A 20,157-nucleotide genomic window follows, 5' to 3' on the forward strand; every position below is an offset into this window, starting at 1 on the left:
AAAAAACAAGATCATTTTCATGAGGTTAGAGGAAAGGATCCGAAAGGGACTATCGGAATTAATGTTCCTTTTATTTCGTCAGGAAAAGGCCTGCATATTTAGCAGCGATAAGAATCACATGAAAAGCGCCCACCTTCCTTTTAAATATGTAACTTTATGATTTTGATCAATTTATTTCCTTGTTCTCGGAAATGTTTAAAATCCTTTTAAAAACGATCAATCCCATCTCGTTTTAATGCAAAATTAAATCAAAAATTATCATTTTTTCGCATTTTTTTTGAATCAGTGCAAAACCTATTAATTCCCCGCCATGCCGCACCGCGCAAGGCTTCCCGTTAATTTTTTCGTCCGTCATTGTTGTGCAGAATTAATTACCTCCCCACAATAAATCACCTGAGGACGATTTTCTGAAGGATATTTTATCTTCGCCATCTCTTCAGACATCGGGGTCAACCCCTGTGGAACTTCGATACTCAGTTTTAATTCAGGTACATCCTTGCGATCCATCGTCATTCCGGCATGCGCGGAAAGCGTAACAAATAGTGCCAGCGATGCGGCAATGACTTTGCGGAAAATATCCATTTCAACCTCGTGATTGTTAAATAACCACGCCAGTATATTCTCGTTTTTTTTAAACAATACAAACAGAAAGGTATTTAGGAAAAGCACCTGCTCCCCCCACGGACGAGCAGGCTGGGGTATCACATCACACGGTGGTAAAAGCCAACATCATTCCCGTATCTTCATGCTCCAGCAGATGACAGTGCGCCATATAGGCATGCTCTTTCGGTGCATCATGGTCAAATTTCACCAACACTTCACTGACATCGCCCTCAACTCGTACAGTATCTTTCCAGCCGCTACGATGCGCTGCTGGTGCTTTGCCGTTTTCCAACAAAATACGGAACTGAGTACCGTGTATATGGAACGGGTGGAGCATCATGTCACCTTTACCGGAAATAACCCACCGCTCATATTGCCCTTTTGTCGCAGTAAACATGGGAACATTCATATCAAATGCTTTTCCGTTAATCCGGTTAGCATTATGGAAATCAAAGCCTTTATCGCTATGCTTCATTTGCGCCATACCGCCATGATTCATCTGACTCATGTCACCGTGGTTCATATTATTCATATTTCCCATCGCACCATGATTCATCATCCCATGGTCCATTCCGGACATCGCCTGGTCGCCATATTTTTGCATCAGCGCCTGCATGCCCATCATATCAAGCATCGGATCCATAGAGAGCTGCAGCGTACGTTGAGTTAGCCCTTGCAGAGAGGGTAGCGCTGGCATCGCGGCCAGAACATCAGGCAGTTTGCCGGAGGCCTGAATAGTCAGCGGTTGAATACGCAATACCGGCTGCAGCTTATCGAACGGGGTAATCGCCATTCCCATCTGATTCACCGGCAGCGTTATCAGATCAAAAGGTTTACCGTCCGTCGTATCCACCAGGACTTCAAAACGCTCCCCCATTAACACCGGTAGCTCATTAAGTTTCACAGGTTCAGCCAGCAAGCCACCATCACTGGCTACTACGTACATGGGCCGATTATCACTGGTTGAGAAATTCAAAGAGCGGGCATTGCAGCCGTTAAGCAGGCGCAAACGCAACCATCCGCGAGGCGCAGCATGCTCGGGGTAAAGCGATCCATTAGTCAACAGCGTATCGCCAAACCAGCCAACGGCTGCACTCATGATATCGAGTTGATAATCAATCTCTCCTGCTGGGGTAAATTTCTTATCCTGCACAATCACCGGTACATCATCGATTCCCCACTGCTTTGGCAGCAGCAGTTTTTCGCTCTCCTTATCGGAAATCAGTACCAATCCAGCCAGTCCCATCGCAACCTGACGACCCGTTTTCCCATGTTGGTGAGGGTGGAACCAGCAGGTTGCCGCTCGCTGTGTGGGAGTAAAACTCACCGTACGCGAACCACCAGGCGCAATCACTCCCTGCGGACCTCCATCGACCTCGCCGGAAACTTCCAGACCATGCCAGTGTACGGTAGTCTCCTCCGCAAGGCGGTTATGGATATCAACAGTTGTCGTTTCTCCCTGCTTAAGCTGTAGCGCGGGCCCCAACAAATTGCCGTTATAGCCCCAGGTGGTAGCCAGGTGGGAACCGAATTGTGTTTTGCCTGCCTGGATAGTTAAGGTGATGCGATTACGTGCGTCGGCAGTCAGCAGCTCCGGTATGGGCAATACCGGACGACTGGCGGCAAAAACCGAGCGACTCCATAGCGGCAAGGCACTGGCCGCGCTGACCGCAGCGGTTAATTTGAGAAATTCACGACGTTGCATTTTCACATCCTTTTTATTCTGCTGGCGAATATTTGAGCTTAAACCTTCCACCAACGGGAAGGTCAAGCAGAAGAGTAAGAATAAAGCTCGGCGTAGTGTAAAGAAGTATGCTAACGTTGTTTGTCCGTGATTCAATGGTAGAGAAAATGAAGACGCTTTTCAGAACAATAGTGCTTGGCAGCCTGCTTACTCTATCCGCCAATAGCTATGCATTAAGCGAGTCCGAAGCGGAAGATATGGCTGATTTAACAGCAGTATTTGTCTTTCTGAAAAATGACTGTGGTTATCAAAATTTACCAAATACTCAAATCCGCCGCGCGCTGGTCTTCTTTGCTCAGCAGAATCAGTGGGATTTAAGCAATTACGATAGCTTCAATATGAAAGCGCTGGGCGAAGATAGCTATCGCGATCTCAGCGGAATCAAAATCCCAACGACCAAAAAATGCAAAGCACTGGCGCGTGACTCACTTAGCCTGCTTGCGTACGTGAAATAACCCCTTCGTCTGTCTAAAAATAAATAGCCGTTCGAATACGGCTATGATGTTTTGCCATAATAGTTATTCATTTAACAACCATCACTAATTCACATCTCAATTCAATTAATTCATTAAATGTTTAGCTAATTAATAAATCGAATATTAAAAGCCCATTAAAAAAACAACGACTCTATTATTGCATTCTCTTTTTTTGCGCACTATTATCGCTCGATAACGACATTTTTATCAATCAATGGAATGAAACCTTGAACATATCCTTATTTACACGCATAGCGCCTCTGGCCGTCATTTTATTGGTTGGGTGTAATTCAACTCAATCTCGACAATCCAGATTAATGAAACCATTACCAGAAGCGACATCAAGTCAGCAACAAACGGAACAACAAAGAATCGCTGAGGAACAACAGCGTATTGATGCCTGCCGCCAGGCACTGGAATCGTTGAAAGAAGTAAATCCAAAGCAGGCTGCGAAACTCAGTAATGATTTTACGGCCCTCATTAGCGCCGCGTCTCAATATAACTCTGTACGTAGTAAAGTTGCAGAACCCACAAAGCAGGGGATCGATTCGATGTATCAGTTCAAATCAATCAAGCTGTGCGCTGACATTGAAAAAGAACTGATCGATAGCCTTGTTAAACGCGGCGAAAATGTTCAACCATGAACAGGATAATGGCTTGGCGTTTCAAAGCGATACCGTTGGCAGCAGTGCTTGTGCTGGCGCTATCATCACCTGATGCATATGCAGAGAAAGACGCACTGATAAACGTCACGGCCAGTTCAAATAGTGACGATTCAGGTCCTGCTTTTTTGAACTATGCTAAAGAACAGCAGTCTCAGAAAAATAATGAGTCTGTTAAAGTCACTGAGGACAAAAACAATAATACGAAAACAACGAATAAAAAAAACATCCAGAAAACCAATGAAGCTTCCCGTCAGGCTGCAATAATTGCTCAAAAAGATAAAACTATCCGCCAACTCCGGCAGCAACTTGATGCTAAACCAGCAACGATTAGCGCTGTACCAGGCAATCAAGAAGAGCTGACAAATAAAATTAATCAGCTTCAGGCAGAATTAACAGTTGCTGTAACAGAAAAACAAAAACTAATAGATAAAGAACGCTCTGTTGTCGCTGAAGAAAAAAAGAGCACATCAAAACTTGATGCTGCAGAAAATAAAATCCTGCTGCAAGAGCAAAGGCTGACTTCAGCAGAATCAGCAAAACAAAAGCTCGAGGTTCTGCTGGCTGAAGTTACCACTGAAAAACAGACGCTGGTAAAGAAACTTACTGTTGCAGAAACAGAAAAGCAAAATACGGCAAAAAAATTCGCGACGGCTATATCAGAGACACAAGCGCTCATGACAAAGCTCACCGCTGAGACAAAAGAAAGACAAGTACTTGCAGAGAAATTAGCGAGCTCAGCCCCGGATAAACAAGCGTTCGCAACAAAACTGGCTGCAGCAGAGACATCCCAGCAGGCTTTGACAACGAAACTCGCGGCTGCGGACGCAGCGCAGCAAGCGCTGAAAGCGAAACTGGCCGCCGCTGAAACAGCCAGACAAGCTCTAACGACAAAACTCGCAGTAACAGATGCAGCACAGCAGGTGCTGAAAACTAAGCTGGACACCGCTGAAACTACTCAGAAAGAGATGACAACTCAACTCACCGCCAGTACAGCAGAAAAACAAGATTTGGCTGGCAAACTAGCGGCGGCGACAACAGAAAAACAGGCGCTCACGGCAAAACTGGATTCATTGACCATCAGCAAACAGCAGTCAATTCGTGACGAGGACTCTTCTCGCCTTCAGGCTGAAAAAGATAAAGCCCTACTGCAAACCAGCTTAGATGAAATTAACCAGCTAAAGAGCAGGCTGGCTGATGCTGAGAATAAACCGGATAAGAAATCTACGACTATCGATCTTGCTAAAGAGCCCCAGCAGCAGGCTTACTCTATCGGTGTATCAATGGGTGATGAAGCGCTCAAGGTTTTGTCCACCCGAAATACCCAAGGCATCAAAATCGACAAAAACACCGTACTACAAGGCATTCTGGATTCATTTTCAGGAAAAATTGCCATTGATGAGAAAACTCGCAATAAAGCTTTGTTCGATGCTTCTAAAAAAGTCTTTCAAAATCTGAACAAGATCGAACAACAAACCATTAGCGACGGAAAAAAATATCAGCAGAAGTTCGCTAAACAAAAAGGGGTTGTATTCAAAGATGGCGTCTACAGTCGGATTGATTATGCTGGCGAAGGCAGGATTCTCGACAGCGATACCGTCACCGTAACTATCAAGGAAACACTCATAGACGGAACCGTCATTAACGATATGGAAGCGGAAGGCAAAGTCTGGTCCCAGACGCTAAAATCCTATCCCCCCATATTCCTCGGGCCAATAAAGCGCTTGGGTAATCATGGTTCGATTACGGTAGTGATCCCTCCAGACCTGGCTTACGGTAGTGAAGGCAGGCCACCCAAAATCCCACCGGGAGCGACTATGATTTATTCGGTCAGAATCGTTGATGCTACTGCGGCGGAACCCCAGGCTAAAAAACCCTGATCCCGACGCCTCCTGTTAGAGGAGGCGTTTCCCCCACTTTCTGAATGGCAACATACGTCATACTTCATCTGCTGAAACATCCATCGTGCATCCTCATGTATAGTTGGCTATGATGTTGCGCTCATTTTTTATGGGTGTAACAGATGTTAACAAAGGAGGATCTGCCTGTGGCCGATAACAATCTGTGGCATGAAACGTTGCACGACCATTTTGGTCAGTATTTCAGCGTTGATAACGTGCTGTATCATGAAAAAACCGATCATCAGGATTTGATCATTTTCGAAAACGCCGCCTTTGGCCGCGTGATGGCACTGGATGGCGTGGTGCAAACCACCGAGCGCGATGAATTTATCTATCATGAAATGATGACCCATGTTCCTCTGATGGCCCACGGCCAGGCGGAACATGTGCTGATTATTGGCGGCGGCGACGGCGCTATGCTGCGAGAGGTCTCCCGTCATCGCAATATCAAAACCATCACTATGGTGGAAATCGATGCTGGAGTCGTTTCATTCTGTCGTCAATATCTCCCTAACCACAACGCAGGCACATATGACGACCCGCGTTTTACACTGGTTATTGATGATGGCGTCAATTTTGTTAATCAGACGACGCAAACGTTTGACGTTATTATCTCCGATTGCACCGATCCTATTGGTCCTGGTGAGAGCTTATTCACCTCCGCATTTTATGAAGGCTGTAAGCGTTGCCTGAACCCTGGTGGGATCTTCGTTGCTCAGAACGGCGTCTGCTTCTTACAGCAAGATGAAGCTATCGGTAGCCACCGCAAGCTGAGCCATTACTTTAGCGATGTGAGCTTCTACCAGGCGGCGATTCCAACCTATTACGGCGGCATTATGACCTTCGCATGGGCCACGGATAACGAAGCCCTGCGCCACCTCTCCAGTGAAATCATCCAGGCGCGCTTTCATAAATTGAATCTGAAGTGCCGTTATTACAATCCGGCAATTCATGCGGCGGCATTTGCTTTACCGCAATATCTACAGGATGCGCTGTCCACCGTTAAGTAAGGGGGTGATCTAAATTGAAAAAATTGAAGCTGCACGGCTTTAACAACCTGACCAAGAGCCTGAGTTTTTGCATTTATGATATCTGCTACGCGAAAACGGCAGAGGAGCGTGATGGTTACATCGCCTATATCGACGAACTCTATAATGCCAACCGTCTGACTGAAATTTTGTCAGAGACCTGTTCCATTATCGGCGCAAATATTCTTAACATTGCGCGTCAGGATTATGAGCCTCAGGGCGCAAGCGTAACGATACTGGTCAGCGAAGAGCCGATTGATCCGCAGCTTATCGATCAAACCGAACACCCGGGTCCGCTGCCGGAAACCGTTGTCGCGCACCTCGATAAAAGCCATATTTGCGTTCATACCTACCCGGAAAGCCACCCTGAAGGTGGATTGTGTACCTTCCGTGCCGATATTGAAGTCTCCACCTGTGGGGTCATCTCGCCGCTAAAGGCCCTGAATTATCTGATTCATCAGCTTGAATCAGACATCGTCACCATCGATTATCGGGTTCGTGGTTTTACCCGCGATGTGAACGGCATGAAGCATTTCATCGATCATGAAATCAACTCCATTCAGAACTTCATGTCTGACGATATTAAGTCCCTGTATGACATGGTGGACGTGAACGTTTATCAGGAAAATATCTTCCACACCAAGATGTTGCTTAAGGAATTCGACCTTAAACACTATATGTTCCACACTAAACCGGAAGATTTAACAGAAGAAGAGCGCAAGGTCATTACCGACCAGCTTTGGAAAGAGATGCGCGAAATTTACTACGCCAGAAATATTCCGACGGTATAAATCTCTGATGGAGCAGGGAAGCTCCGCTTATCAAATATTAACCTGCAGGTCTAATAAAACCGCCCTTGCTTCGTTGTTTCCCTCAGTCACTCGCAGCACCGCCTCGCCAAGCTGACGGCCGATCTCTTCATGATCGACGGTAAACATGCAGGTTGTCGATGACAGCTTGCCCGAGAAATCACTGCTCGCCGCAGCGCAAAGCATTGATTTATCCGTCAGCCCACAATCAGGCAATGCCGCCAGATAATGACTGGCCCCCATCAGAAGAAAATCGTTGATGAAGATAATAAAATCCGGCTTTTCAGCCTGATGCATAAACTGTCTGGCAGCCTCTTCACCAGACTGCTCGGTCACCGCGCCAAAAAAGATCAGCCCATCGTCAGGTTGTTGACCCTGCAGATGTAACTCCTGTAAGCACCCATCAAGAAACTGCTGCCCGTGCATGCTGTCAGCGCCTAGCGTCGCAATAGCAATACGCTTTGCTCCCTGGCGCAATGCATAGCGGACGCACTGACGCCCCATTTCTTCATGATGAAAATCAACCCAATTAAAATGACCGTTCAGCGCCCGACTTTGTCCCATCGTGACGAAAGGAAACCGCAGATCGTTCAGCAGCAAAATACGCTCATCATCAATACGCGTATCCGTCAGGATGACCGCATCAGCACGGTTTTGCTCAATGATTTTTTGCAACAGCAGGTGCTCGCCCTGCCGATCCGTGGTGATGTGGATAACAGGGTCAATACCGCTCTCTTTAAGACTGGATTGTAACCCTCTGGCAATACGCATAAAGAAGGATGCGGTATGAATATTTCCACCATCGGCGGCAGGCAGCAGCAACGCCACGACACCAACTTTACCGCTACGCAGATAGCGAGCGGAAGCATTTGGCCGATACCCCAGTTTTTCCGCTGCCTCAAGGACCTTTTTACGCGTATGGCTACTGATATCGCTTTTGTTATTCAACGCTTTCGAGACCGTCGCTGTCGAAAGATTCAGAAACTCAGCCAGTTCTTTAATATTCATTTTTCTTTATGGACTAAATTGCTTCAGACAAGGATATTCTTGCCAATCTAAACCATTAATTTTCCGATGACAATAAAAAAGCGTTTTAACACGACATCATAATGTTGCCGAGATCACATTTACGCAGACAAAACCATTGCCATCGATATTTTTCAGATCTAGCATAAAATAATACGAAATCGATTAAGTATTTTTATTAGATATCTCTATAGCCTAAATAATTCGAGTTGCATCACGGCGGCAACTAAGCGCATCCCTGGGAACGTACAAATAGTACGTGACCGGGGTAAGCGCAGGCAGCCAACAAAGATGCGGCTTGAAGTATGACGGGTATAAACAAAACTAACAAAGGTAATCCCTATGCAATTAGATAGCCCGCTTCCTGTTGCGGCATCCGTCAATAAAACACGGCCGCAGGTGATCTGGATTTGTCTGCTGGCAGCCCTCGCCGGTTTGTTATTCGGCCTGGATATCGGCGTCATCTCCGGCGCGCTCCCGCTTATCGCCAAAGAATATCATCTGCTTGATAACCAACAAGAATGGATCGTCAGTTCAATGATGGTCGGTGCAGCAGCAGCGACCCTATGCAGCGGTTTTCTAGCTTATCGCTTAGGACGTAAATATGCCCTGTTAATTGCCGCTGGCTCATTCTGTATCGGTGCCATTATTTGCACCTGTGCCGTCAGCGCGGATATGTTAATCGCCGGGCGCCTGATTCTCGGCGTAGGACTCGGGGTCGCATCTTACGCAACGCCTCTGTATCTCTCTGAAATTACGCCAAAAAATATCCGCGGCGCGATGATTTCCGCTTATCAGTTAATGATTGCTCTCGGAATTTTAATCGTCTTTCTGACCAATACCGCGTTTAGCTATAGCGGCAACTGGCGTGGAATGCTGTTGGTTGTGGCTATCCCATCACTGATTTTCCTTTTTGGCGCTTTGTTCCTGCCTCGCAGCCCACGCTGGCTGATGATGCATGGCAGAGAAGAGGATGCCAGAGCCGTATTGCTGCGCCTGCGCAACAGCCGCGAAGAGGTTGAAAGCGAGCTGCAGGAAATTAAAGAACAGCTTAAAGTTAAACAACACGGCTGGCATTTATTTAAAGAAAATAAACACTTTCGCCGTAGCGTCGGATTAGGGGTCGTCCTGCAAATCATGCAACAGTTTTCCGGCGTCAATGTGATGATGTACTACGCGCCACGCATCTTCCACGAAATTGGCTTTAGCTCCACGGCAGACCAAATGTGGGGAACGGTAATCGTTGGCCTGGTGATGACTATCGCTACCTTTATCGCCGTCGGCTTCGTCGACCGTTGGGGACGTAAACCTATGCTGTATATCGGTTTTATCACCATGGGTATTGCGATGAGCGTGGTTGGTTCACTACTGGGCGGTGACGCATTATCAACTCTGGAGAAAGGCGTTACCGTCACCATGTTACTGCTGTTTATCGTCGGTTTTTCTATGTCAGCAGGCCCGTTAATCTGGTTATTGTGCTCCGAAATTCAGCCATTAAAAGGGCGTGAATTTGGTATTACCTGTTCCACGTTTACCTGCCATATCGCCGGGATGATTGTCAGTGCGACCTTCCTGTCGCTACTCAATACATTAGGTAGCGCTCATACGTTCTACTTATATGCTTTATTAAACCTTACAGCCATTATCATTATTTATTTCTTTGTTCCTGAAACAAAAAACATTTCACTAGAAAAAATCGAACAGAATCTAATGGCAGGAAAAAAATTACGCAACATTGGCCGATGATAAAAGGGAGTATCGGACATGAGTTTTATAGAATTTACTGAAGATAATTTGTATATTTCTTTTTCACTTAATGAAAAACAGCAAATTTATATTAGCCGGTTTTCAACAACCTCGGATTCTGCAGCGCACGGAGAGTTTCCGCTGGTACAGGTACATGCCAGCGGCTACAACCAAAACGATCACCATGCCCGGAAGCATACCGGTAGCGAGCCGGGTTCATCGTTACGCTACCAGTCCCATCGTTTTAGCGATAATAAGCTGGGCAAGAAGCTTGAAATCAGCCTTAGCGGTGAAGCGATCGGCGTCTGCTGGCATCTTCAGCATTTTCGCGACACGCACTCGGTGCGAGTCTGGAGCGATGTACGCAATGACTCCCCGGAACACATCGGCCTGGAATATGTCAGCTCCTTAACGCTGTTTGCCATTGACAGCAAGCCGTGGGAAAAAACCACGCTTCTGCACTTACCGCACAATAACTGGTATGGCGAAGTTCAATGGAAGAGCCGCACGCTCCCGGAACTCGGGTTGGATAAGGTAAACCATTTTTCACTCGATCGTCTCTCGATAGAAAACACCGGCACCTGGTCCAGCATCGGTTATTTACCCTGCGCCGCTTTTGAGGATACCTCAGCAGGCACCACGCTACTGTGGCAGATTGAACATAGCGGCTCATGGCAGTGGGAAATTGGCGATTTCCGCGATCGACTCTATTTGCAGGTCAGCGGACCAACCGAGAATGAAAGCCACTGGTGGAAAAATCTTGCACCGGGGGAAACCTTCACTTCCGTGCCGATCGCCGTTGCGCTGGTCCGGGGGGGATTACAAGAAGCGCTACAGGAAATCACTCGTTATCGGCGAAAAATAGTGCGCCCGTCGGCGGATAACCAGCGGCTCCCGGTGATATTCAATGACTACATGAACTGTCTGTCCGGCGATCCGACTACCGCGAAACTGCTGCCGTTGATTGATGCCGCCGCGAAGGCGGGATGTGAATACTTTTGTATCGACTGCGGCTGGTACTCTGACGGTGAATGGTGGGATGGTGTCGGCGAATGGCTCCCCGCACCAATGCGCTTCCCTGGAGGGATCCGCGAACCGCTCGATTATATTACCGCCAAAGGCATGAAATCAGGGTTGTGGCTGGAACTGGAAGTGATGGGAATTGCCTGTCCGCTGGCGCAATCCTTACCTGATGAGTGTTTTTTCCTGCGCCACGGCAAACGGGTCATTGATCACCAGCGCTATCAGCTGGATTTTCGCCACCCTTTAGTGCTGGAGCATGCCGACCGGGTTATTTTCCGCCTGGTCGAGGAGTATGGCATCAGCTATATCAAAATGGATTACAACATCAATGCGGGCAGCGGGACCGACTACGCCGCCGATAGCCCCGGCGACGGATTGCTACAGCACAATAGGGCTTATCTTAGCTGGCTGAAAAACACCATGGCTCGCTACCCGCAACTGGTGATTGAAAACTGCGGCAGCGGCGGATTGCGCATGGATTACGCGCTTTTGCAGCAGCACAGCATTCAATCCGTAACCGATCAGACTGATTACCGCTTAATGGCATCTATCGCCGCCGCGGCAGCCTCGGCGGTCACGCCTGAACAGGCCGCCATTTGGTCTTATCCCTTACGTGAAGGCGACCGTGAAGAAGTGGTGATGAACATGGTTAACAGCATGCTGCTGCGGGTTCATCAAAGCGGGCATCTGGCGGAACTGAGCGAAGAGCGTTTCACATTGGTTCAGGAAGGAATCGCACTGTATAAATCGTTTCGCCAGCAAATCCCCCACCTGGAGCCTTTTTGGCCGCTAGGAATGCCCTCTTTCGCTTCACCATGGCTGGCATTCGGCCTGCGTAACGAAAATGAAGCCTGGCTGGCGGTCTGGCGAATGGAAAGTGAACAGGGCTCAATCACGCTGCCGCTTGATGACGTCTCACAAGCCAGCTGCGTTTACCCGCGCTTTGCCAAAGCGCTCTGTCTGCCTGAATTCAACAAACATGAATTGATGATTTCACTACCGGAGAAACTGACCGCCAGGCTGTTTCATCTTACCTTCACCCACTAAACGAAAACCGCCTCCCGATTGGGAGGCGGTCATCAACGCTGCTGCATGAACTCACGGTATGCGGCAACGACCTGTAAAAAATCCTCAACGCCGCACAGAGAGAGGCTTTCTTCGTCATAATAGCTCATCCCCTCCTCCATCTCATCGCCAGAAAAATCCAGCTGATTAGCGCGGATCATCACTTCTTCACCATCCAGCCATAATGTGTATTCATGACCAGTACGTTGCCAGGATCGTTCACTGCCTTTGACGGTGCGCGCGGCCTGCTCCACTTCATCCAGCAGGGCGAGGTTATCTTTAACCTCTTCATTGAACCAGTGGCCTATCACTTCATGGTCCATCGACATTCGCACCTTTACCACTCCGGTAATATCGCGCAGAAATTCGTAATCCATAGTCTTTTCCTCTGCAAGGGCAATGCGTCACCGCTGCACTGTACCCATAAGGTAATTATCGCAGCAGTAAGAGAGAAAAAAAGCGTAGCGAGCGGAGGGATTGGAAATAAAAATGCCCGGTGATGCAAAGTTCACCGGGCATTGAAGGGTTTATGTACGAAATAGACTTATCGCATTACACCGCTGTCTGGAAAATCACGCCGTCCGCTTTTTCCGTGTACTGACCCAACTGATCGAAGTTCAGATAGCGGTAGGTGTCTGCCGCCGTCTTCTCTACCTGCGCAACATAGGTCTGGTACTCTTCCGGCGTCGGCAGCTTACCGATAAGCGCCGCCACTGCCGCCAGCTCCGCAGAAGCCAGGAAGACGTTCGCACCGGTACCTAAACGGTTCGGGAAGTTACGGGTTGAGGTGGAAACCACCGTCGCACCGTCCGCTACCCGCGCCTGGTTACCCATACACAGGGAACAACCCGGGATTTCAATACGCGCACCGCTCTTACCAAACACGCTGTAGTAGCCTTCTTCGGTCAGCTGCGCTGCGTCCATACGGGTTGGCGGTGCCACCCACAGGCGGGTTGGCAGCTGCCCTTTGTGGCTGTCCAGCAGCTTACCGGCAGCGCGGAAGTGGCCGATGTTGGTCATGCAGGAGCCGATAAACACTTCGTCGATCTTCTCGCCCTGCACGTCAGACAGCAGACGCGCATCGTCCGGATCGTTAGGCGCGCACAGGATGGGCTCTTTAATATCAGCCAGATCGATGTCGATCACTGCCGCATATTCAGCATCCGCATCACCTTCCAGCAGTTCAGGTTCCGCCAGCCATTTTTCCATGCCCTGCACGCGACGTTCCAGGGTACGACGATCGCCGTAGCCTTCTGCGATCATCCACTTCAGCAGCACGATGTTGGAGGTCAGGTACTCAACGATCGGCTCTTTGTTCAGTTTGATGGTACAACCGGCAGCAGAACGTTCGGCGGAAGCATCGGTCAGTTCAAACGCCTGCTCGACTTTCAGATCCGGCAGACCCTCGATTTCCAGGATGCGGCCGGAGAAGATGTTTTTCTTACCTTTCTTCTCAACGGTCAGCAGGCCCTGGAGAATCGCGTACAGCGGGATCGCATGAACGAGGTCACGCAGGGTGATACCCGGCTGCATCTTGCCTTTGAAACGAACTAAAACGGATTCCGGCATATCCAGCGGCATCACGCCGGTCGCGGCAGCAAACGCCACCAGACCCGAGCCCGCCGGGAAGGAAATGCCAATCGGGAAACGGGTATGGGAGTCACCACCGGTACCCACGGTATCCGGCAGCAGCATACGGTTCAGCCAGGAGTGGATAACGCCATCGCCCGGACGCAGCGATACGCCGCCACGGTTCATGATGAAGTCCGGCAGCGTGTGGTGTGTGGTGACATCAACCGGCTTCGGATACGCCGCCGTGTGGCAGAAGGACTGCATCACCAGGTCAGACGAGAAGCCCAGGCACGCCAGATCTTTCAGTTCATCACGGGTCATTGGACCGGTGGTGTCCTGAGAACCGACGGAGGTCATCTTCGGCTCGCAGTAAGCACCCGGACGAATACCGGCCACGCCGCAGGCACGACCGACCATTTTCTGCGCCAGAGAGTAACCACGGCTACTTTCCGCAACGTCTTTCGCCTGACGGAAAACGTCGCTGTGCGGCAGGCCCAGCGCCTCACGCGCTTTAGTGGTCAGGCCGCGACCGATAATCAGCGGAATACGGCCACCGGCACGCACTTCGTCGACCAGCACGTCGGTTTTCAGTTCGAAGTTAGCCAGCAGTTCGTTGGTTTCGTGGTTACGCACTTCACCTTTGAACGGATAAACGTCAATCACGTCACCCATGTTCAGTTTGTTGACGTCCACTTCAATCGGCAGCGCGCCCGCATCTTCCATGGTGTTGAAGAAGATAGGGGCAATTTTACCACCGAGGCACAGACCGCCGCCGCGCTTGTTCGGCACGTTCGGAATGTCATCGCCCATAAACCACAGCACCGAGTTGGTGGCCGATTTGCGGGAAGAACCGGTCCCCACCACGTCGCCAACGTAGGCCAGCGGAAAACCTTTCTGCTGTAACGCTTCGATCTGTTTGATCGGACCAACAACGCCCGGCTGATCCGGGTCGATTCCTTCACGGGCGTTTTTCAGCATCGCCAGAGCGTGCAGCGGGATATCCGGGCGGGACCAGGCATCAGGGGCCGGAGACAGGTCATCAGTGTTGGTTTCGCCGGTGACTTTAAAAACGGTGACGGTGATTTTGTCAGCCAGCTGCGGGCGGTTCAGGAACCACTCGGCGTCGGCCCAGGATTGCATGACCTGCTGTGCATATTCATTGCCCGCTTTGGCTTTCTCTTCTACGTCGTAGAAGTTATCGAACATCAGCAGGGTATGGGACAGCGCTTTCGCGGCAATCGGCGCCAGCTTTGCGTCGTCCAGCGCGTCAATCAGCGGATGAATGTTGTAACCGCCCTGCATGGTGCCCAGCAGTTCGATGGCTTTTTCAGGGGTAACCAGCGGGGAAGTCGCTTCGCCTTTGGCGATGGCGGCAAGGAATCCGGCTTTAACATAGGCGGCTTCGTCGACGCCCGGCGGTACGCGGTTAATTAACAGATCTAACAGGAATTCTTCTTCGCCAGCAGGCGGATTCTTCAGCAGCTCAACCAAGCCGGCCATTTGGGTTGCATCTAAGGGTTTTGCAACAATCCCTTCGGCGGCACGCTCAGCTACGTGCTCACGATATTCTTTTAGCACGACGGTATCTCCTCGCTCTCATTGTCATATGCGGTCGGCGATCTCTTCACGCTCCTGTGAGACAGCAGTTTGTAGGGTAAATGCCCGATACCGCGTCGGCAGCATAGCAGGATTTTAGGGAGGTGTTAATCTGTTTACAAAAAAGCAACATTAAAAATTAGCTGAATCGTTAAGGGCAGAATATTGCAGGTTTTCTGTCAGTTTACTGGAATATAAAATTAATTCTGTTACACATCGCTGACCAAAATCCCAACAAAAATCAAAAACGCAAATAGGGTCTCTTTATACTCAGGCAATCCCCCGTATTTCGACAATACTATGTCGAAACGGGCCAACTTCTGTGCCAGGAGTCATCATGACGCTGCCTTTCAAACCCCATGTGCTCGCACTGCTTTGCAGCGCCGGGTTATTAGCCGCCGCGGGTACGCTCTATATTAAAAGCCGGGAACCACAATCCGTTCCCGAACCTCCGGTCGTGGCGCAGGCCGCGCCTGTGCCAGCCGCTGCTCAACCAGTGACGACCACTTATACCCCAGCGCAGATCGATCAGTGGGTGGCGCCAATCGCGCTGTATCCGGACAACCTATTGTCACAGGTGCTGATGGCCTCCACCTACCCAGGCAACGTAATACAGGCGGTGCAGTGGTCGCAGGATAATCCCACCATGAAAGGCGATCCGGCGGTACAGGCGGTGGCCAATCAACCCTGGGATCCCAGCGTAAAATCGCTGGTCGCCTTCCCATCGCTGCTAGCGTTAATGGGAGAAAACCCGCCATGGGTGGAGAATCTGGGTAACGCGTTTCTCGCCCAACCGCAGGATGTGATGGATTCGGTACAGCGCTTGCGCGCTATCGCCCAGCAAACCGGAACGTTGAAATCGACACCGCAGCAGAAAGTCAGTACCAGCGTGAAAAATGTCCCACCACCGCGCGCCCAAACCAAGAATGGGGTAACGGTCGTTTCGACGGCTCCACCGGCTCCGACGGTCATCAAAATAGAATCCGCCGATCCGCAGGTTGTCTATGTTCCCAACTACAATCCAGCCGTCGTTTACGGTACCTGGGCCAACACCGCCTATCCACCGGTCTATTTACCGCCGCCTCCGGGGGAGCAGTTCGCCGATAGCTTCGTCAAAGGTTTTGGTTACAGCCTTGGCGTTGCCACAACGTACGCGCTATTCAGCAACATCGATTGGGATGATGACGATCACCACCATGACGATGACTATCACCATCACGATGATGACCATCATGACGGCTACTCACATAACGGTGATAACATCAACATCAATGTAAACAACTTCAATCACATAACGGGACAAAACTTGCCGGGTAATAATGCCAACTGGCAGCATAACCCGGCCTATCGCGGCAATATTCCTTACCCGAATAACACCGTCACGCAGCATTTCCATCAGACCAGTGTTCCAAGCGGGCTTAGCGCCACCCAGCATCCACCGGTCGATCGTAATGAGCAGCGTCAGGCGGCAATGACCCAGTTGCAGCAGCGCACTGGTACCACGGCAACGGCGGGTAATCTGGCAACGCACTCCCCTTCCCGCGACGCGCAGCGCCAGGCCGCCTCACAGCAGCTACACCAGGTCACCCAGCGTAATAACTATCGTGGCTATGACAATACGCCTGCGGTAAAAAATAGCGCCACGCAGCAGCGTCGGGAAGCAGCCAAAAACCAGCTTCAACACCCGACAGCCCAACAGCAGCAGCATCGGGATACGGTGAAAGCGCAGGTTCAGCACCCCACTGCGCAGCAACAACAGCGCCGTGAACAGTTCCAGTCGGCAACGCCTGAACAGCGTCAGCAGAAGCTCGGTAACCTGCATGCCAATGCGCTAAGCGGTAACGACAGCCGCTCCCCCTCCTGGCAATCTCAACAAGAGCGAGGGCAACAGAGTCGTCATATCTCAGGTTTAAACAGCGAGCAGCGCAGCGCGGCCAGAGAACATCTTTCCGAACATCGTGAATTGCGTCGCCGCTGAGGATAAGAAGATGAAAAAGCACCTACAAATGACGCTGCTGGCGCTGATCATGACACCGATGATGGCTCTGGCACAGCAACAATTCTCCACGCCTGAGCAAGCTGCAAGCGCGCTGGCTGAAGCAATCAGTCGGCATGATGAATCTGCGCTGGATACGCTGCTCGGTGACAATTGGCAGCAGTTCTTACCGCCGGACGGCATTGCGCCTGATGCGGTAGACCGTTTTCAGCGCGACTGGCAAGTCAAACATAATATCGTTCGCCAGGACAATAGCGCGTGGCTGGACGTCGGCCAGGAAGAGTGGCGACTGCCCATTCCCATCATCAAGGGAGATGATGGCTGGCATTTTGATATGGCTGCCGCAGAAGATGAAATTCTCACCCGCGCTATTGGCCGCAATGAGCTCTCAGCGATTCAGGCGATGCATGCTTATGTTGATGCCCAACAGGATTTCTATCAGTTAAATCACGTCTGGGCGCAGAAGATTATCAGCAGTGATGGCAAGAAAGATGGCCTCTACTGGCCTGCGACTCCTGGAGAAGCGCCCAGTCCGTTAGGGCCAGCTTTTAGCCCGATAGAACCCGGAGAAGGCTATCACGGCTACCGTTTCCGCATTATTAAAGATGGTGAAAATCAGGAAGTTGCCCTACTGGCATGGCCTGTAGAATGGGGGCAAACTGGTGTAATGAGCTTTATGGTTAACCAAAATGACCAGGTCTGGCAGGCTAACTTAGGTGAGGAAACGCAAAGCAAAGCACAGGCAATCACCGCATTTTCTCCTGATTCAGCCTGGCAGGTCGTCAATCAATAAAAAAATGCCCGGCACGCGATTACGCTGCCGGGCATTACCATCTTTTACTTAGCCCTGATGAGGCATCAGCGACGGATCTCCAGCAAACGGAGGTTTGTTGCTGGTCAGATCGGCTTCATCGGAGCTGATGCTACCGGAATTCGTCGCCCATACTCCTTCGCTGGTTTTTGTCACCTGCTGATGCTGCATATTCAGATTTTGGCCCATGGCCGCAATATGGGTGCTTTCCGTGCCGCCGCTGTTATCTGCCCATGGGATAGAAGCATCTGCTGCACAAGCCATACCGGAAACCAGGGTTGCGGCCAACAGCGTCGTCGTTAAAAGTCGTTTCATCACACACCTCACATATAGTTAACTACCTATAAGTTTATATCGTGATTATTTTTCAATTATTAATAAGGTATGCAATTTCATTGCCGACGACACAGTTCTAAACATCAGGCATAAAAAAAGCGGCTCACAGAGCCGCTTCTACTTTTTGCCTGAAAGAAAAACTTACTTTTTCTTCGCTTTCGCGTTCGGCAGGTCGGTGATGCTACCTTCGAAGACTTCTGCCGCCAGGCCAACGGACTCATGCAGAGTCGGGTGAGCATGGATGGTCAGTGCGATGTCTTCAGCGTCGCAACCCATTTCGATAGCCAGACCGATTTCACCCAGCAGCTCGCCGCCGTTGGTACCGACAATCGCCCCGCCGATAACGCGGTGAGATTCTTTGTCGAAAATCAGTTTGGTCATACCGTCTGCGCAATCGGAAGCGATAGCACGGCCAGAAGCAGCCCACGGGAAGGTGGCGGTTTCGTAGCTGATGCCTTTCTCTTTCGCTTCTTTCTCAGTCAGACCAACCCAGGCAACTTCTGGCTCAGTGTAGGCGATGGACGGGATCACTTTCGGATCGAAGTAGTGCTTCATGCCGGAGATAACTTCGGCGGCAACGTGGCCTTCGTGAACACCTTTGTGCGCCAGCATCGGCTGACCAACGATATCGCCGATAGCAAAGATGTGCGGCACGTTGGTACGCAACTGTTTGTCAACGCGGATAAAGCCACGCTCGTCAACTTCAACGCCTGCCTGGCCGGCATCGAGGTTTTTACCGTTCGGCACGCGACCGATAGCCACCAGTACGGCGTCGTAACGCTGCGCTTCAGCCGGCGCTTTTTTGCCTTCCATGGAAACGTAGATACCGTCTTCTTTCGCTTCAACGGCAGTAACTTTGGTTTCCAGCATCAGGTTGAACTTCTTGCTAATGCGTTTGGTAAAGACTTTTACCACGTCTTTGTCGGCAGCCGGGATCACCTGGTCGAACATTTCAACCACGTCAATCTCTGAACCCAGCGCATGGTACACGGTACCCATTTCCAGACCGATAATACCGCCCCCCATAACCAGCAGGCGTTTTGGTACGGTTTTCAGTTCCAGAGCGTCGGTGGAATCCCATACGCGCGGGTCTTCATGCGGAATGAACGGCAATTCAATCGGACGGGAACCCGCCGCGATGATCGCGTTGTCAAAGTTGATCACGGTTTTGCCGTTTTCGCCTTCGACTTCCAGGGTGTTAGCACCAGTAAATTTACCCAGACCGTTAACCACTTTTACTTTACGGCCTTTGGCCATACCAGCCAGACCACCGGTCAGCTGAGTGATAACTTTTTCTTTCCAGGTACGAATTTTATCGATGTCAGTTTTCGGCTCACCAAAAACGATGCCGTGTTCGGCCAGCGCTTTCGCTTCTTCGATAACTTTCGCAACGTGCAGCAGTGCTTTAGAAGGGATACAGCCGACGTTCAGACAAACACCGCCCAGGGTGTTGTAACGTTCTACGATTACGGTTTCCAGACCTAAATCAGCGCAACGGAAGGCAGCAGAATAACCTGCGGGGCCTGCCCCAAGTACCACGACCTGAGTTTTGATTTCAGTACTCATCATGACCTCTGTAATTTATTTCCGGCGGGTCTGACGCTATTGTTTTTACGCCCATGTCCACCGGGACGTTCTATCCGCAAGCATTTTACAAAATTGTTAACAATTTTGAAACAACAAACGGCAAACGATTTTGTCCTTTATTGCTGGTAACTTCAAAACGCAGAAGAGATTACCAGAAAAAAGCCGGCCGTCAGGCC

Annotated in this window: 16 protein-coding genes; 9 read left to right on the forward strand and 7 right to left on the reverse strand. The window is 50.2% G+C overall.

Annotated features, from left to right (window positions below):
* Nucleotides 1-351 precede the first annotated feature (351 nt).
* Both ACMYSL_RS23850 and cueO read right to left on the reverse strand, forming a co-directional pair.
* Entirely contained in the window at nt 352-582 is a 231-nt protein-coding gene (locus tag ACMYSL_RS23850; protein ID WP_434660105.1) for a hypothetical protein, read from the reverse strand.
* 124 nt (nt 583-706) lie between these two features.
* Nucleotides 707-2,308, reverse strand: coding sequence for a multicopper oxidase CueO (gene cueO / locus ACMYSL_RS23855; protein WP_434660106.1), 1,602 nt, complete (start codon nt 2,306-2,308; stop codon nt 707-709).
* A gap of 146 nt (nt 2,309-2,454) precedes the next feature.
* Here cueO and ACMYSL_RS23860 point away from each other — a divergent pair, with 146 nt between their 5' ends.
* The 5 genes from ACMYSL_RS23860 (at nt 2,455) to speD (ending at nt 7,205) form a co-directional block, all read left to right on the forward strand.
* Nucleotides 2,455-2,802, forward strand: a complete 348-nt coding sequence (locus ACMYSL_RS23860) for a YacC family pilotin-like protein (protein ID WP_004872121.1) — start codon at nt 2,455-2,457, stop codon at nt 2,800-2,802.
* Between the two features lie 248 nt (nt 2,803-3,050).
* Nucleotides 3,051-3,467: a permease gene (locus tag ACMYSL_RS23865; protein ID WP_434660107.1), complete on the forward strand. Its 417-nt coding sequence runs from the start codon at nt 3,051-3,053 to the stop codon at nt 3,465-3,467.
* Nucleotides 3,464-5,365 carry an FKBP-type peptidyl-prolyl cis-trans isomerase N-terminal domain-containing protein gene (locus ACMYSL_RS23870; RefSeq protein ID WP_434660108.1) on the forward strand — a complete coding sequence of 634 codons (1,902 nt, stop codon included), beginning with the start codon at nt 3,464-3,466 and terminating at the stop codon, nt 5,363-5,365. Before ACMYSL_RS23865 ends, ACMYSL_RS23870 begins: the two co-directional genes overlap by 4 nt.
* Nucleotides 5,366-5,532: 167 nt before the next feature.
* Nucleotides 5,533-6,396 carry a polyamine aminopropyltransferase gene (gene speE, locus ACMYSL_RS23875; protein WP_434660109.1) on the forward strand — a complete coding sequence of 288 codons (864 nt, stop codon included), beginning with the start codon at nt 5,533-5,535 and terminating at the stop codon, nt 6,394-6,396.
* A gap of 14 nt (nt 6,397-6,410) precedes the next feature.
* Nucleotides 6,411-7,205 carry an adenosylmethionine decarboxylase gene (gene speD / locus ACMYSL_RS23880; RefSeq protein ID WP_181483551.1) on the forward strand — a complete coding sequence of 265 codons (795 nt, stop codon included), beginning with the start codon at nt 6,411-6,413 and terminating at the stop codon, nt 7,203-7,205.
* Nucleotides 7,206-7,235: 30 nt separating this feature from the next.
* Here speD and ACMYSL_RS23885 read toward each other — a convergent pair whose 3' ends face one another.
* The gene (locus tag ACMYSL_RS23885; RefSeq protein ID WP_434660110.1) at nt 7,236-8,231 is read right to left on the reverse strand and encodes a LacI family DNA-binding transcriptional regulator; all 996 of its coding nucleotides are present in this window, start codon (nt 8,229-8,231) and stop codon (nt 7,236-7,238) included.
* A 360-nt stretch (nt 8,232-8,591) separates the two neighbouring features.
* On the opposite strand from ACMYSL_RS23885, the gene ACMYSL_RS23890 reads away from it, so the two are divergent.
* Together ACMYSL_RS23890 and ACMYSL_RS23895 are read left to right on the forward strand one after the other, a co-directional pair.
* Complete coding sequence (locus tag ACMYSL_RS23890; protein WP_434660111.1) at nt 8,592-9,995, forward strand: sugar porter family MFS transporter; 1,404 nt, start codon at nt 8,592-8,594, stop codon at nt 9,993-9,995.
* 18 nt (nt 9,996-10,013) lie between these two features.
* Nucleotides 10,014-12,065: a glycoside hydrolase family 36 protein gene (locus ACMYSL_RS23895; protein WP_434660112.1), complete on the forward strand. Its 2,052-nt coding sequence runs from the start codon at nt 10,014-10,016 to the stop codon at nt 12,063-12,065.
* Between the two features lie 32 nt (nt 12,066-12,097).
* Here the strand turns inward: ACMYSL_RS23895 and yacL are convergent, their stop codons facing one another.
* Nucleotides 12,098-12,460: a protein YacL gene (gene yacL, locus ACMYSL_RS23900; RefSeq protein WP_110272529.1), complete on the reverse strand. Its 363-nt coding sequence runs from the start codon at nt 12,458-12,460 to the stop codon at nt 12,098-12,100.
* 175 nt (nt 12,461-12,635) lie between these two features.
* Nucleotides 12,636-15,233 (reverse strand): bifunctional aconitate hydratase 2/2-methylisocitrate dehydratase, encoded by a 2,598-nt coding sequence (acnB, locus tag ACMYSL_RS23905; protein WP_434660113.1) that lies wholly within the window; start codon nt 15,231-15,233, stop codon nt 12,636-12,638.
* Nucleotides 15,234-15,588: 355 nt separating this feature from the next.
* Between acnB and ACMYSL_RS23910 the strand changes: the two genes are divergently transcribed.
* The gene (locus ACMYSL_RS23910) at nt 15,589-17,229 is read left to right on the forward strand and encodes a DUF3300 domain-containing protein (protein WP_434660114.1); all 1,641 of its coding nucleotides are present in this window, start codon (nt 15,589-15,591) and stop codon (nt 17,227-17,229) included.
* 10 nt (nt 17,230-17,239) lie between these two features.
* Entirely contained in the window at nt 17,240-18,040 is an 801-nt protein-coding gene (locus ACMYSL_RS23915) for a DUF2950 family protein (RefSeq protein WP_434660115.1), read from the forward strand.
* Nucleotides 18,041-18,088: 48 nt separating this feature from the next.
* Here the strand turns inward: ACMYSL_RS23915 and ACMYSL_RS23920 are convergent, their stop codons facing one another.
* Both ACMYSL_RS23920 and lpdA read right to left on the reverse strand, forming a co-directional pair.
* Entirely contained in the window at nt 18,089-18,373 is a 285-nt protein-coding gene (locus ACMYSL_RS23920; protein WP_110272533.1) for a hypothetical protein, read from the reverse strand.
* A 162-nt stretch (nt 18,374-18,535) separates the two neighbouring features.
* Complete coding sequence (gene lpdA / locus ACMYSL_RS23925; RefSeq protein WP_110272779.1) at nt 18,536-19,960, reverse strand: dihydrolipoyl dehydrogenase; 1,425 nt, start codon at nt 19,958-19,960, stop codon at nt 18,536-18,538.
* Between the last annotated feature and the right edge of the window lie 197 nt (nt 19,961-20,157).

The sequence above is a fragment of the Klebsiella sp. MISC125 genome (genome assembly GCF_051131775.1).
GTDB lineage: Bacteria > Pseudomonadota > Gammaproteobacteria > Enterobacterales > Enterobacteriaceae > Klebsiella.